This is a genomic window from Otoolea muris, from assembly GCF_943193115.1.
Classification (GTDB): Bacteria; Bacillota; Clostridia; order Lachnospirales; family Lachnospiraceae; genus Otoolea; species Otoolea muris.
This window is the reverse complement of record NZ_CALPCY010000005.1, coordinates 1-14,718: the sequence shown is the minus strand read 5'-3', so window position 1 is coordinate 14,718 and position 14,718 is coordinate 1. Positions and strand designations below refer to the sequence as shown.

Annotated in this window: 9 protein-coding genes and 1 pseudogene; 1 reads left to right on the top strand and 9 read right to left on the bottom strand. The window is 58.3% G+C overall.

Features of this window, described 5'->3' with window-relative positions:
* Nucleotides 1-133: 133 nt before the first annotated feature.
* From NFS31_RS04890 to NFS31_RS04855, 8 genes are all read right to left on the bottom strand, one after another.
* Nucleotides 134-409 (bottom strand): hypothetical protein, encoded by a 276-nt coding sequence (locus NFS31_RS04890; protein WP_251492208.1) that lies wholly within the window; start codon nt 407-409, stop codon nt 134-136.
* 131 nt (nt 410-540) lie between these two features.
* A complete protein-coding gene (locus tag NFS31_RS04885) occupies nt 541-4,197 on the bottom strand; it encodes a DUF4132 domain-containing protein (protein ID WP_251492206.1) in 3,657 nt (1,218 codons plus the stop codon).
* Between the two features lie 136 nt (nt 4,198-4,333).
* On the bottom strand, nt 4,334-6,673 hold the full coding sequence (locus NFS31_RS04880; RefSeq protein ID WP_251492204.1) for an SWIM zinc finger family protein: 2,340 nt from the start codon (nt 6,671-6,673) through the stop codon (nt 4,334-4,336).
* Between the two features lie 96 nt (nt 6,674-6,769).
* On the bottom strand, nt 6,770-7,900 hold the full coding sequence (locus NFS31_RS04875) for a VWA domain-containing protein (RefSeq protein ID WP_251492202.1): 1,131 nt from the start codon (nt 7,898-7,900) through the stop codon (nt 6,770-6,772).
* 30 nt (nt 7,901-7,930) lie between these two features.
* Nucleotides 7,931-10,396, bottom strand: coding sequence for a DUF5682 family protein (locus NFS31_RS04870; RefSeq protein WP_251492200.1), 2,466 nt, complete (start codon nt 10,394-10,396; stop codon nt 7,931-7,933).
* The gene (locus NFS31_RS04865) at nt 10,357-11,490 is read right to left on the bottom strand and encodes an ATP-binding protein (protein ID WP_251492196.1); all 1,134 of its coding nucleotides are present in this window, start codon (nt 11,488-11,490) and stop codon (nt 10,357-10,359) included. Before NFS31_RS04865 ends, NFS31_RS04870 begins: the two co-directional genes overlap by 40 nt.
* Nucleotides 11,491-11,605: 115 nt before the next feature.
* On the bottom strand, nt 11,606-12,742 hold the full coding sequence (locus NFS31_RS04860) for a glycosyltransferase (protein WP_251492195.1): 1,137 nt from the start codon (nt 12,740-12,742) through the stop codon (nt 11,606-11,608).
* A gap of 104 nt (nt 12,743-12,846) precedes the next feature.
* On the bottom strand, nt 12,847-13,236 hold the full coding sequence (locus NFS31_RS04855; RefSeq protein ID WP_251492193.1) for a PH domain-containing protein: 390 nt from the start codon (nt 13,234-13,236) through the stop codon (nt 12,847-12,849).
* A gap of 221 nt (nt 13,237-13,457) precedes the next feature.
* On the opposite strand from NFS31_RS04855, the gene NFS31_RS04845 reads away from it, so the two are divergent.
* Nucleotides 13,458-13,784: a branched-chain amino acid transporter permease gene (locus NFS31_RS04845; protein WP_251492191.1), complete on the top strand. Its 327-nt coding sequence runs from the start codon at nt 13,458-13,460 to the stop codon at nt 13,782-13,784.
* Nucleotides 13,785-13,845: 61 nt separating this feature from the next.
* On the opposite strand, the pseudogene NFS31_RS04840 reads toward NFS31_RS04845, so the two are convergent.
* Nucleotides 13,846-14,640, bottom strand: a pseudogene (locus NFS31_RS04840) (MATE family efflux transporter); the annotation flags it as partial.
* Between the last annotated feature and the right edge of the window lie 78 nt (nt 14,641-14,718).

Here is a 14,718-nt window from a genome sequence, read left to right as displayed (position 1 = left end):
AGGATAATGTCCGCATAACAAGGACACATTTTGACATTCTCGCTTTTCTGATTTTTTGTATGACGGAAATTACATGCAAACCGTATCAATGCGTACAAAACATCACACAAACCAGCGTCAGATTACCCTTTTTTTAATGAAACCATTCTAAATAAGTATACGTTATTTTGTTTAAGCTGACAAGCCTTTCTAAGATTATTCTTACAAACCAATCATGATATCCGATCGGCCTTATTCCGTAATAGCCCATACCCTTGCAGGAAGTCCGGGTAGCGCCTTCAATTCTCGGATAAGATACAATGAGGACTACGCCTGCGGGGGCAGCCTGATCCGGATTGTCAAGTAGTCCTGCCTGCAGTTTCCCCTTGTCAAGTACATACCGTTCATATGCCGGGTCGCCAGCCTTCATGGCTTCTGCGGAAGCATCTGTATACGGTGTCTCATGTCTGCTGGCAGCGGCGTTGCGTTACATATTATCGCATCGATATCGCTCCTAACGCCGATCCCGGGCAGGCTGTCTCCCTAAAAGGCGCTTTCCGCCTACTGTCTGCACGCCGGATATGCGAGCTGCTCCTTACTCGAGGCCGTGGCCCTCGCAAGCTGGAGGCAGACCTCGCTGAAATACCCGGCTTCCACATCCCCAAGCGCCATCTGGTTTTCCTTTTTAAGGGCGCGCCAGACACAGCTCCCGCCCCTGTTTTGGCCGCTTTCGGTGAAGTACGCGCCGTAGACGGTGACCTCTTCGTTCTCGTCTCCCACAAAGCAGCCGGAAAATTCGAGCACGGCGCACAGGCCGTCGTCTTCTCTGTAAAACGTGGAGTACACGCCCGCATCCTCGACCGGGCCGCGGAGCCAGCCCATGCCCTGCAGCTTTCCGGAAAGCGATAAGCCGTTTAAGAGCATGCCGCCAAAGCGCGTCAGTTCTGTCTGGGTCTCCTCCTCTGTCGTGGGACGGCTGACCGGGCGCGTAAGCTGCTCAATGGGCTGCGTTACTTCATAGTCTTCCAACTGCTCCTTCCAGCCGCTCAAAAGCGCCTGATCAAGCTCCACCGGATGGACCAGCCCAATCCGGCCCCCGGCGGGAAGTTCATACTCCTCCTCGTCTGCTGTATTAAAGCTTCCGTCCTCCATGTAGCGGAAGGTATCCTTCAGACGGCCGTCCTCATAGACGCCCCAGATCAGGGAAATGGCAAACTGATGCATAACCGGGTTTTTGACGAACAGCTCCGTCCAGCGCGGCGCACTCCACTGGCGTCTTGTCATGAGCGCCTGCTCCAGGCGCAGCTTCTGGTTGGATACCACGGCTTTAAGCTGCTTTTTCATCTGCTTGAAGGCCGCGTTGGCCGCCCTGGCCGTTTCCTCATCATCGCGTTTCCCGGGCGCGGGCAGATTTTTTAACCGCTTCCCGTCGCTGTCAAAGATGTCGATCTCCAGAGAGAGCGAGAGGACGGCCCGGAACGTGCGCGCGCCATAGTCGATTACCTGTTCCATGCGCTCGTCAAAACCAAGATTCGGCACGATGCGATCCTCCAGCTCATCGCGGCTTAGCCCGAGCTGCTGCGCGGCAAAGCTTAAGGCATCCCCCGCGGCGGCCTTAACCTGCCGGAACTTAAATTTGCGCGAAATCTGATCCACCTGCAGAAGCGCCGCTGTACTCCCGTTTAATGCCAGCGCTTTTACGGCCTCCGCCGCCATCGCGCCCCTCGCGTGCTTCGGCCATTCCTGTATCTGTGAATAGAGCAGGGGAACGATTGCATCGCCGCCGTGGATGGAAGCGGCGTAAAGCACCCACTTCTGTTTTGCCGGCGCTCCGGTCTCCAGCCAGCGGTTAAAAAGAAGCGCCATATTTGCGGCCAGATCCCCTGCATTTAAGCTGTCTGCCAGGATACGGGCGTCCGGGCTGATACCCGGTAGCGCCAGATCCGCATAAGCGGCCAGGATAGCGGCGTATGTATCCTCAGGGGCATCCGTCCCGTCCGCCCGGCGCACAGGCGGATACGGCGTCTCAAAGGCCCAGGCTACCCTGCGCTTTTTTCCGCCCTTTAATATGCGGGCCGTCAGGGCTTCCACACTTACATCCATGCTGTCTGCTCCCTCCGCGGACGCGCTTTCCCGCTCCCCGGCGCTGATTCCCAGCGCATCTTCTATAAGCTCCCTGACCTTCCTGCTTTTTTCCGTCTCGAGGGCGCGTTTCAGATCTTCCGCATAGGCGTCCGCCCCCCATTTCCTTAACACAAGCACAGAAAGCTCCCTCTCCTGGGATTTCTTCGACGAGAGCATGGCCTTGATTTCCGGCGCCCACTCCCGGCGGCTCTCATAGACGGCTAAAAGCAGCTCCCGCACCTGCTTCGAGCTGTCAAGCGCGCAGGAAAGCAGCCGTTCTTTATAGCTGTCCCCGCATTCGTCCAGAAGGCGGATACAGAGAATACGGCCAAAGGCGCTCCCCTCTTTCGCCCCTGCGGCGACAGATTCCTTTATGGACGGCCAGCGCTTTCTGAGCGCCGAAACGCAGGCGTCCGTAAATTTCTTCTTATCTTTGTCAAGGTAAAAGGAATTTAAGATTCCCTCCATGGCCTCAAGCTGCCAGACAAACGGGATCGCCTCGTCTGCATAGAGATCCAAGAGCCCTCCAATCCGCTCCTCCCGGATCGGCTCTTTATAATCATACACAGGCTGCCCGTTCTGCATTTTCACAATCTGGAAATAGCGGGAACGCATGCACAGGCCCTCCAGGACAAGCGCCCGCTTATAAAGCGTATCGTTTTTCATGCTCAGGCCGCCAATGATGCGGTGGCGTTTCGGGCTGTAGTCCTGCCCTGCCGCTCTGAAGTCCGCCAGAAACGGCGCCAGATCTCCCGCGCTGCATTCGCCCAGAAGAAATCGCTTCGCCTCGCGCGCCCCGGCCCCCAGATCCTCTGTCAGCCCCTCTGCCATTTTTTCCATAAAATCAGCCTCAAATTCTCTGGTGAGCGTGTCATAGAGCGCCGCATTCCCCTCCTTGATGGACTCCAGCAGGCAGGGAAGATCCGGGGCGGCGGCCTGCAGCGCCGCTTTTTTCATCTCGTCCGGATACTGCGCGGCCATCCGTTTCAGAGCTGTGTGATGCTGCTTTTCCAGGCACCAGGAAATATACGGCTCTGCCGACGCGGGCAGAAGCGCCTCCAGAAGAGGCATATATTTCTCAAACCGCTGCTGTTCCGCCATGCTTTCCATTGCGTCCAGCGCCTGCCTCATATCCATAGCCATGGCAAGGCGCAGGAAACGGGAAAAGAAGGCGGAGTGGCCCAGGGCCAGGAAGGCGGAACCGGCTGAGAGCTTCATGAGATACGCGGAAACCGGTTTCCCCGCAAGCGCGGCAGAGACGGATCCGGGGAGCGGGGGGAGCGGATCCGCAGAGCGCAGATACTCTTTCATTTCCCCCAGCTCCCCGCCGGAAGGCTTTGCCCCTGTAAACATATTTTCCAGGCTTCCTGCAAGATAAGATTCAAGAAGTGAAACGATTTTTTCATATTTTTCGTCCGTATTTTCTTTATCTGAAATATTTATTTCACTTTTTGATTTGTTTTGAAATATTCCCTGCGACAAGGTGGTTTGCACAAGGGAGAACAGTTTTTTGAAGCCCCCCTGCTCCTGTCCCACGCCCGCTGCGCGGAGAGGCTTTTTGCAGGAGAGGCAGAGCGCGGCCAGGAGTATCTTTGCATTGGCGCTGTCCTTATTCCAGCAATAGTCAATGGCGCGGCAGAGGATGTCCGGATTCCGCTTTCCAACCTCAAGGACAGACCGGAGCCCCCATTCGCGCAGGGAATGGAACTCCCATACGATCCCTTCAGCCTGGATGGCCGCCGCCTGTTCCGGGGAGAGGGAGGACGCAATGGTATTGCGCAGGTTCCATGTATAGGAGGACAGGACGTAGCACGCCGTAGAACCGCCTGTGGCGGCGGCAAAGCGTAAGAAACGGCCGTATTCGTCCTCCCGGCCGCGCTTTTTTAAGTGCTCCAGCCAGGAGATGCATGCGCTCCTCCTGTCCTTGTCAATGGCGGAAAAATCCTGATGCTCCGCCTGTTTAAGAAGCGATGCCTGTTCCGGCTGCGACGGGTCCAAATATTCCTCGGCCAGCGCGCGGTTTTGGGGTGAAAGGGACATTGCGTCCAGCGCTGCGTAGAGTTTTTCCAGTCTTCGTTCTTCGCTTAAGTTCATTGTGCGTACCTCCTTTGGGTGTGATTGAGGCCAGCCCTGCATATACAAAAAGGCTGTACGGCCCGGAAAAGCCCCGCCGGGCGCCGGCTTTTTTGCGGGAGGATTTCCCCGGGATATTAAAAAGGCGCCGGCCGCGTTATTGGCCGGACATATGCTGGCAGGCATTATCGTAGGACAGTTTATTCTGGCAGATTGTCATGTATTGATCGAGATATTCCATGAGCCGGATCACCGGTTCCGGCGAAAAGGCCATCTCGTGGCGTTTTGCGCTCAGGAGCTGCTCCAGGGCTGTAAAGTCCTTTCCGGCGCGGTGCAGGCCGAGACGCTCTCCCTCCCGGGCAAGCGCCGAGAGCATTTCCAGCGCTTCCTCCGGGACGGATGAGAGGCCGCTGACAAACAGATCGGTCAGAAGCCGCCGGCCTTCCCGGATATATTGGGCCATTGCCTGTATCGCAGAGGGCGGCGCGGCCTGTCCGGGGGCTTTTCCAGGTGACAGGGCGGCTGCCCCGCGTGTCTGGGGGCCCGGCGTGGAAGGCTCTGAGGCTTCTTTTCCGCTCTCTCCTGCCTCCTTTGGCGTTTGGCCCGGCGTTTTCATGAGCCGGGCGATCTCATCCGTCTCAGACAGGAAACATTCGATTGGGTACAGGCAGAGCCGGCCGTCGCCCAGATACACGTTTCCCAGAAACAGAAGGCAGTCCGGGGGATGCTTGGCCAGCTTTTTTCCGATTCGCTCCAGAAGGGAGATCAGGAGGCCGTCTTTTTCGGTATAGGAGACGGCGATACGCAGTTCTCTTCCCGCCGCGTCGTAGAGGCTCCAGGAAAAGCGCTGTTTTACGGCATCAAAGGAGGTATCCCCCCAGCGGACGGCCCCCACCAGGGCCAGGCGTTCCCGGACAGCTCCCACGGCGGGATCCGGGAGCGGGACAGGGTTTCCGGAAGGGGCGGCCGGGATGGGAGCCTCCGGGACGGCGAAGAAGTGCGCAAGGAGCGCGCTGTAATCCCAGAAGCTCATTTCCATGGCCCGGGAGAGCGTTCTGCGCCCCAGGATCTCTCCTTTTGTCTCCTGGCTGGCGGACAGCCGGCCTCCGGGAGCGGCTTTGGCCCCTGTCAGGCGGAATTCATATTCGCAGAGCGCTTCCCTGGAGCCCGGGAGCCCCCAGGGCGCGGGGCCTTCCTGCGCCTTCCTGCCCCGTTTCCGGACTCCCTCGTAAAAGACGGGGCGCGCGTCGGTATAGACATACCATTTCTTCTGATCCGGTTCGAGGAAGTAGTAGGTCTCTCCTTCGTAGCCGCTCTGCCCCAGAAAGGCCCGGACGCCCATTCCGAGAAGATGCAGCGTCCCAACCGGCTCATAGGAGCTGCGGAAGCTCCCGGCCAGAGCCGCAAGGGAGGAGGAAGGGGCCGCGCCCTGCGCGGGCGCCGGCCCTTTGGCCTTTTGCGCCCCGGACGCCGGGCTTTCGTCTTCGGGAGGAAGGGCCTTTAAAAGCTCTTTTCCGAGCCGCGAGAGGGACAGGAGGCTTTTAAGCAGCTTATCGTCCCGGAACACGGCTGAGCGCGAAAAATAGCCGCGGTACTGCGCGGCCGCGGTCCGCAGGCCGGACGCAAAGCGCGGGAGCGCCGCCCTGTGGCAGATCACGGCCAGGCGTTCCAGATGCTCCGGGATATCCGCGGACTGTCTGGAAAGGCCGATGCTTAGCTGCTCTTCAATCGATGCCAGAACCGCCCGGACGGCTTCCCGCATCTGGTCCCTGTCGTAAGCGGCAGAATCCGTTTTCTGACAGGCGGCAAAGAGCGACCCCGGATCCAGACGCTTTTTGGCGAGCTGGTACAGGAGGATGGCCTGCGCTTTGTGGGCGCAGAGGCTCCTGCTTTTACAGGTACAGGAGGAATATTCCACGGGCTCTAAGAGGCTGACCGTCTCCCCTGACCATGGGAGGCGGACGCTGACCACGGAGCTCTCCTTAAAGGAGGGCAAATCCCCCCTCCCCACATAGGCCAGAAGCGCTTTTAAGCCCGCGCCCTGCGCCGCGCGGATCAGGCGGGCCAGAGGGATTTCGAAGAGGGAGGAAAGCTCCAAAACATTCGTTTCCGGCAACTGTCCGGATGCATCCGGCAGGGCTGTTTTAAGAGCCGGCTCTCCCCCGTCCCCGTTTTCCTGTCCCGCATTGCCCGCTTCTGTCCCTTCCTGTTCCTGCTCCCGCCTAAGCCACAGGATCGCGGCCGTCACATGGCGGCAGATGCTCCTGGAAGGGCAGGTGCAGGTACTCTCTCCCAAAGGGACGCGGATCCGGCATGTCTCCTCCTTAAAGGCAACCTCTGCCTCCTGTGCCCCGCCGCCCTCTTCCTCTCCCGTCCAGGACACCTTTGGCGTCTCCTTTTCGAGATCCTTTGCGGCGCGTTTTACGGTTCCTTTATTGCTCAGGCCGGCGAGATAGTCGTCGTCCGCCCGTTTCAAGCATTCTCTGAGTGTTTGCATTTGCGTACCCCTTACGTTTTCCCTTAAAAGCGCGTCCCGGATGATTGAAAAAACCTTCCCGCTGCCTAAAGCCCCGGAGCATGGCTCAAACATGCTCTAAACAGCCGCAACCGTCCCGATAAAATCCCCCAGCCGTTCCGGCGTCATGGCCCCCACATGGGCCCCCAAGGCGGCCAGACGCTCTCCGGTCTGCCGGTCATAGGCCGGGTTTGCATCCCTGTCGAGCGCGGTCAGGCAGATAAGCTTTGCCCCGCTCTCGATGATCCGGCGGCTGACGGCCAGAAGCTCCCGGACGCTGCCGCCCTCGCAGAGATCCGAGACGAGGATCATCATGGTCCGGTGAGGCTGCGTGATCAGTGTCTCGCAGTAGGCGAGCGCGCCGCCGATGTAGGTCCCGCCGCCGAGCTGGACGCTCATGAGCGTGGCCACCGGATCGTCCAGGCAGCCGCTTAAATCCACGACCTGCGTGTCAAAAATCACGAGCCGCGTGTCCAGCATGGGAAGCCTGGCAAAGATCCCGGCCATCACCGCGCTGTGAATCACGCTGTCTAACATGGAACCGCTCTCGTCCACGGCAATCACCACATGCCAGTCATGATACCGCCGGCTCCTGCCGTGGAAATAGACGCGCTCCAGAAGAAGCGTCCGTTTCTCTGTATCATAATGCTTTAAATTGGCCCGGATGGTCTTGCGGATATCAAGGCTGCGCATCGAGCGGACCGGGCTCTGGCTGCTTTTGTCAATTTTTCCCAGAAGGGAACGCTTAAGCTCCCGGCGGAGCCGCTCCTCGATCTCACGCGCCGCCTGGCCGACCATCCGCCTGGCCGTCTCAAGGACCTCTCCCTTCATCAGGTGCTTAAGCTGGAGAATGGTTTTTAACAGCTCCTGATTTGGCTCCAGCTTAGAAAGTACCTCCGGATCCGTCAAAAGCTCCGTCATCCCATAGGTATCCAGGGCATGGCGCTCCAAAACCTCCACGGTTTCTTTGGGAAACAGCTTCCGGATACGGGTGATCCATGCGGCGGCGGTCAAATGACTCGCCCCCGTCCCGCCGCGGCGGTACACGTCCTTAAGCTGCTCCCTGCCGTATAAGAATTCAAGGATCTCCTCCAGCTCCGCGCAAGGAACCCCGTTTTCCAGCGCCGCGCCCGGCGAAAAGGCGAGCTCCCCGGCCGCCGGCTTTCCCAGAATCAGGCGCCAGCGGTTGATCTGGCTGCTGTGTTCCATAATGGTTTCCTCCTAACCGTATGTATGTACTCACAAAATCAGGCGCATGTTCCCGGCCATGGCCCTCTCCGCAAATGCGTCCAGATATTCCCCGTAATCGTATTCCAGCGGGGAAACGGGCCTGCCATACAGAAGCTCCTTTTTGGATACGCCGTGAAGCTTTGCCGCCTTTGCGGCGAGGCGGTCCGTTTCCAGGGGGGTAAAATACCCGAAGGCCATGCGAAGCTCCGGCAGGAGCGCCATGAATTCTTCGGCGTCCGCCCGGGCGAGAAGCGTGTCAATCAGAACAAAAAAGCGTTCTCCTGTAAAAATCAGATCCCTTGCCGTATAAAAGAGGCCGCGCAGGAAGCGGGCGCTTTTGCCGCGTTTCTTCGCGGTTCCGGTCAGATAGCCGGCCGCGATCCTGTGGATCCGCTCCTCAAGGCCGTGTTCCATGCCGTAGAGAATCCCGAGCGCCGCTCCCTCCAGAACAGGGTTTATCTGCTCCGGATCCTGTTCAAGCATGCGGGAAAGCGCCCCGCCAAGCGGCTGGCGAAGCTGTAAGAAACCCGGCCGGCCGGCTGCCTGATACAGGGACAGGAAGCATTTCATGCAGTCCGTCTCCTTTTCCTGCTCCACGCTTCCCATGGACGGAAGGAGCGCGAGCAGCTTCTGGAAGCATATCTTCAGAAGTTCCGAAAGGCTGCCTGCCTCCTCCACCCCGTACAGCGTCCGCAGCTCATACAGCATTTGAAGGCTTGCAAAGCCGCCTGTCAGGGAGAAAAAGTCCCCGTCCGCGCCTAAACTTTGCCTGGCCGCCTCCGTGAGCGCCGCTGTCTCGCCCAAAAAGCCCATGAGAAAGCCGTTTACCATCAGACGGCAGCTCTCCCGCGCGCTCCGCGCGTCAAGGGCGCGGCGAAGGAGCACAGCCTTTGCCGCCTCGCGGACCGTCCCGCCCGACATGGACACATCTGCAAGCGCCGCCAGGACAGAGCCGGCAAAGCGCACGGACCAGATCTCCCGTATCCGGCTCCGGTCCGTATTTCCCAGCAGATCCGCTCCTTTCTTTCGCGTCCCGAAGCGGGTGTCAAGAAATTCCATCTGATACAGGAAACGGCTCGCGGCCAGATGCTTCTTTTTTGTAAAAAGCTCAAGCGTGACCATCTGCTCCGCCCCCAGAAGCTTAAATCCAAAGCGCCTGCACTGCTCTTCAAAATCACTGAGAATCGGCGGGCGCGGGGCGTCCTTTGGAAGGGCGCCCGCCGCAGTCCCGGTATTGATTGCCCGCAGGATCCGCAGCGGCCGATCTGTGGAAAGACTGACTTCCCCCTTTACAAAGGACGAGAGCGCCGCGTCCTGCAGCTCATAAAGCCCGGGCTCCCGTTTGCCGCGCAGGGCAGCAAGCCCCTTTGCCATGGAAAAGGCGCAGATCACGTCGTATGAGGAAATGCCCTCCTTTTTCCTGCGCGCCTCTCTCCCGGCCGCCGTGAGCTGATGGAGTACGGCTGATTCGTACGCGCCGGCCGCCTCCCCGGTTTCCGTAAGCCCTTTCCACACCCTTTCATAAAAGCCCGGGGACGGCATGCCGCTCGCATAGCCGTTTAAGGCGTCCGCGGCCTCCATAGAGTAGGCCAGGGGATATGCGCCCTGCTCTGCGTCTGTCAGCCCGTGAAGCGTAAGTTTTTGGCCTGTATAGGTCAGATCCGGCTTTAAAAGCGACAAAAGCCCGCTGGTATGAAAGCCCCCTGTCACCACCAGAATGCGCCGGTATTCTCCCGCCGCCTCTGAAATGCGCATAGCCATGCGCCGCTCGCGGAGAATGCACCCGTCCTCAAGAAGCTCCTCCTCAGGCGTGTGGCTTCTTGAGAGCGCGCAGTAAAACAGCATCTGGCGTATGAACGCGTCCGTATCCATAAAAAGCCCCTGGATCTCAAAGTATTTCTCCCAGAACTCGTCAAAGCTGCGGAGGCCGGTACGATCGCATAAAAGGGACACAAAGCGGCTCCGGCTCAAAAGGTAATCGTCATTGTAGCCCGGCTTTTCCCCTTTTCGGATTCCCCGGTCTTTTGCTGTGCCGAGCAGGATTTCCCCGTACGCAAGATCCACAAACCGGGCCGGTATCCCCCTTTCTCTCGCCTCCCGGAGCGCGAACAGTTCCGGAGAGGTATCTAAAAAGGGGTAATAGCACTTATAATCCGCCTTGTCTTTCCCAAGGAGCCCCCTGGTATCTTTGTAGAAATAGTAGAGGGCCATGGGGGCCTTTGCATCCGGGGAGGAGAGCACTAGCAGAAGCGGGGCGGCGTTTTCCGGCCCCTCGATCAGCACGCAGTCCGGCCGGTACGCTTCAAAGACCTTTTTCAAGTGAAAGGTACACGCGGGGCTGTGGTGGCGGATCGGAAAAAAGAACGCCGGGCCGTCCCAGGACGCGGCGCGTTCCAGGACGTCCTCCCAGGGCGCGCCCAGGCTCTCAGAGCCCATTATTTCAGATATTTCCTCGCCTCGTAATAGCGGTTCCATAGGCCCCCCTCTTTTTCTCCCCTGTCGCGGACAACGGTCTGGAAATAGCTTCGCACCTTCTCCAGATCCTCGCCGTTTTCCTTCCTCACCGCCCCGACCAGGTTTTGGACAAGGCAGCCCAGATCCATCTCCTGCCCGCCGTAATACCAGGCGGTCATCATGGTCTGGTAGTAGACAGATACCGCCTCGGCTGTGCTCATCACCGCGGCCGGGCGGTCAATGCGGTGGCCCATGGAGGAAACGCCCTCCCTCAGTTCGTGGTATGTCGCGGCCAGAAGCTCCGCCACATCCTCGTCCACCGGCATACCGATGCGGCTGGCGTCAGCCAGGCTTTGCACCTCATGGATGATGATTTGCTTCTCCATGGCCGCGTCGCGCACCGGGAGCACAGTTTCAAAGTTAAAACGGCGCTTTAAAGCGCTGCTCATCTCATTGACGCCCTTGTCCCGCGTGTTCGCCGTGCCGATCACATTGAAGCCGGGCCGGGCGAATAAAAGGCCGTCTTCTCCCAGCTCGGGAACGTTCAGCACCTTATCGCTTAAGACGCTGATCAGGCTGTCCTGAATCTCCGCCGGGGTGCGGGTGATCTCCTCAAACCGGGTCAGGATGCCCTGCTCCATGCCCACATACAGCGGCGAGGGGACCAGCGCCTCCCGCGTCGGCCCCTTTGCCAGGAGCAGCGCGTAGTTCCAACTGTATTTGATCATATCCTCCGTTGTGCCCGCCGTCCCCTGGATCGTATTCGTACTCGTCCCGCTGATCGCGGCTGCCAGAAGCTCGGAGAGCATGGTCTTTGCTGTCCCCGGTTCCCCCACAAGCATCAGCCCCCGGTTCCCGGCCAGGGTGATGATGCAGCGCTCCACAAGCGCGTCGTTTCCCAGGTATTTCTTGTGGATGGCGATCTCCTCCCCGTTATAGGAAAGGGGTTTTCGGCTCCCCAGGATGAAGTCGCGCACCGCCCTGGGGGAAAGCTTCCAGTTTAACGGCCGCGCCCCGGCGTCAGAGGCCGCAAGTGCCAGAAGCTCCTTTTCATACCTCGCTTCCACCGGAGGGCGGATCTGTGTGCCGGGACTGTTTTCTGTCGTCTTTTCCATTGATTTCTCCATGCCTTTCTCTGATCTGCAGCGCAGGCTGATTGTTTCTTCCTGCCATTTCACGCATTTGCCATATGTTCTTTTATTGGTAACCGTTCAGGGAAGCAGCCGTTCCTTATCCCGGATTCTCACCTGTTTTCTGACGTATCCGCCTGAAATATTCCCGGTTCTGCTTCACCGCGCCGCTGTCCGGCTGGTAGCGGCCCGCCAGCTCATTGAAGCGCTCCGCCTCCCCGTACCGTCCCTGGCGGTCCAGGCAGACCGTGAGCTGGAGCGCCGGTATCTCCCGCTGGTACTGCGGCTCTACAAACGCCCCGGCGCCGGCCTCATACGGCGTATCCATGGCCTGCCTGTACCAGTATTCCGCCTCGGAAAGCCTCCCCTTATCCAGGCAGATGCTTCCGATCTCACAGCATACCGCCGGCCTCGGGAGGCCGTAGCAAAAGGTGTGGAACAGGCAGTCAAGCGCCTGCCTCTCCTTTCCAAGGCGTCTTAAGCAAATGGCGCAGAAACGGCAGGCGTCCGCCAGGTTTTCCACCCACGCGCCGCCCTCCTTTGTCTCAAGGAGTTCCCTGAATACTTCCACCGCCCTCTCATCAAGGCCATGGTAGTACAGCTCCCGCCCGTAGTAAAACTGATGGCGCGCGTCAAGCGTCTCCCCCTCCCGGAGCATGGCCTCATAAATATTCAGATTCCGCTTTGTGTACGTCTGTTTCACCGAGTGGTGATCGATCCGGATATCCGAATACAGGATCCGGCCGCCTGCTGTCCCTCCGGGGCCGCCCTTAAGGCCCTTTTGTACGTCAATGACCTCATGTACGCGTCCTTCCCACATTAAGCCCGCATCCCGCCTCACAAGGCGTTCACGGTCAAATAAAAATGCCGGCCGGCCGGCGCTGTCAAAGGATGTCGCATACTTCATCATCACCGCCAGCACATCCGGCTCAAGCTCTTCCTTGAGCTTTATGAGCTTTTGCCTCTCCGAATCCTGAATCACGTCATCCGCATCCAGCCACATGCAGTAATCCATGGAGGCCCTGGCAAAGGCCGCGTTGCGGGCCGCCGAGAAATCATCCTTCCATTCCACATCAAAAATCTGCTCTGTATAGCGCGCGGCTGTCTCCTTCGTCGCATCCGACGAACCTGTATCCGCGATAATGATCTCATCCGCAACACCCAGCGCACTGTCCAGGCAGCGCCCCAGCACGCTTTCCTCATTTTTTACAATCATACAAAGGCTGATCGTCGCCATAAACCGCCGCTTCCCCCCTGCTCTTTTACTACACTGTATGCAGCCTCCCGGCCGCTTGCGCCGCCAGGATGAAAAAAGAAGCAGAAGGCAAGGCCCGTTACAGGCTACTGCTCCCGATCCGGCTCCTCGTCCTCCCCGGATTCATAACTGATAAATTCCCTTGAAGAAACCTTCTTTCTCTGGCGCTCCTCCTCCACTAGGGTGGAAAGCTGCTCCTTTACATCGCCGCTCCTTTTTATGTTGGACAGCTCAAAATTGGACAGGCTGGAATCACTGGAAATGATCTGAATCGTTCCCAGCCCGAACATGCGCTGAAGGAGGCTGCGCCGCAGTACCAGGTCCTTGATCCGGTAAAGGCGCACCTCGTCCTCGCGCAGGTTCAGAAATCCGCTCTTGACAAAGAGGCGGTCCTCCGTTAAGCGGTATGTTGTAAAGGTCCAGGGAAGGCCGCACCAGAGGCGCCTGCGATCCGACCATATAAGCTTTGCATCCATGTACAGAACTCCTTTCTTTGATAAATGGCCTTATTGCCGAACCATTTCCGTTCCTTTTTGGAAATATTATACAGCATAAAGCGGATGAATGGAACCTTCTTTATTTCACTTGCCTGTCTGGCGCTGTTCGGCGCGGATCATTTCATCATCCCGTCGATGCTGGCGATTCTTGCCCTTTTGACATTTTTACGAAAGCCTCTCGAGAAAGGAGAATCCGGACAATGACACCGTTACAGCAGATGATTGCCATCAGCATGGTAATCCTGGGGACAGTCCTGACACGTTTTCTGCCATTCCTTCTCTTCCCGTCCGGGAAGCCAACGCCGACGTACATACAGTATCTCGGGAAAGTCCTGCCCCCCGCAGTGTTTGGCCTGCTTGTCATCTGCTGCCTGAAAAATGTAAATATCTTTACCGGCAGCCACGGCATCCCGGAATTACTGGCAATCGCCCTTGTGGCCGCGCTCCATATGTGGAAACGCCAGATGCTCTTATCCATCGCAGGGGGAACGCTCTTTTATATGCTTCTGGCGCAGTTGATTCTGTAATACCCGCCTTCCTGCCGGAGAATTTTCCAGACACGCTCTAAACGCCTTCCTGCGTCTGCCCCTAATCCGTATGTTCCCGCCCGCCGCGCGTCAGCTCCGGCCACAAAACGGCCAGCATCGTCCCAAAGCACGCCGCGCCGCCGATGAAGTTGGACACCGGCTCCGCGATAAACACGCCGGCCGGCCCCAGGCCGAACAGGCCCGGCAGCAGGACAGTCAGGGGAACGACGATGAGCACCTTCCTGAAAATGGAGAAAAAGATCGCATGCCTCGATTTCCCCAGCCCCACAAAGACGGACTGCCCTGAAAACTGCAAGGACATCATGAAAAAACCGAAAAAATACATCCGCACCGCCGGCACGCCGGCGCGTATCAGATCCGCGTCCTGGTTAAATATACGGATAAAGAATTCCGGCAGCCCGTGGATCAGGCTCCAGACCGCTGTTGTATACAGGATGGCGAACAACGAGGTAAACACAATCGCCTTTTTCACTCTCCCGTACTCCCCGGCCCCGTAATTATAGCCCAGAACCGGCTGCGCGCTGTGCGTGATGCCCGTCACCGGAAGCGTGGCGACCTCCCGGAGCGAATTGATCACGGTCATGACCCCCACATACAGATCGCCCCCAAAGCGGTGGAGCGTCGCATTGCACATGATCTGGACCGTGCAGTTTGTGATCGCCATCGTAAAGCCGGAAAGCCCCAGGGCCGTGATGGCGCGCACCCGCTTTGCCGAAATCCTCATGCACGATCGCTTAAGCTTTAAAATTGCCTTTTCCCCTGTCAGAAAACGGAGAATCCACACCGCGGATAAAAGCTGGGACAGGATCGTGGCAAACGCCGCGCCGCGCACGCCCCAGACTGTCCGAAAACCCTGATCTTCATCCATTTGAAGTCATTTTGGACACTAAAAAATCAGGTTCATCGGACTTAT

Excerpts from the sequence above, each read along its gene's own strand:
- NFS31_RS04875 (WP_251492202.1), bottom strand. The coding sequence starts at position 7,900 with ATGGAACACAGCAGCCAGATCAACCGCTGGCGCCTGATTCTGGGAAAG.
- NFS31_RS04870 (WP_251492200.1), bottom strand. The coding sequence starts at position 10,396 with ATGGAACCGCTATTACGAGGCGAGGAAATATCTGAAATAATGGGCTCT.
- NFS31_RS04845 (WP_251492191.1), top strand. The coding sequence starts at position 13,458 with ATGACACCGTTACAGCAGATGATTGCCATCAGCATGGTAATCCTGGGG.
- NFS31_RS04885 (WP_251492206.1), bottom strand. The coding sequence starts at position 4,197 with ATGAACTTAAGCGAAGAACGAAGACTGGAAAAACTCTACGCAGCGCTG.
- NFS31_RS04855 (WP_251492193.1), bottom strand. The coding sequence starts at position 13,236 with ATGGATGCAAAGCTTATATGGTCGGATCGCAGGCGCCTCTGGTGCGGC.
- NFS31_RS04890 (WP_251492208.1), bottom strand. The coding sequence starts at position 409 with ATGAAGGCTGGCGACCCGGCATATGAACGGTATGTACTTGACAAGGGG.
- NFS31_RS04860 (WP_251492195.1), bottom strand. The coding sequence starts at position 12,742 with ATGGCGACGATCAGCCTTTGTATGATTGTAAAAAATGAGGAAAGCGTG.
- NFS31_RS04880 (WP_251492204.1), bottom strand. The coding sequence starts at position 6,673 with ATGCAAACACTCAGAGAATGCTTGAAACGGGCGGACGACGACTATCTC.
- NFS31_RS04865 (WP_251492196.1), bottom strand. The coding sequence starts at position 11,490 with ATGGAAAAGACGACAGAAAACAGTCCCGGCACACAGATCCGCCCTCCG.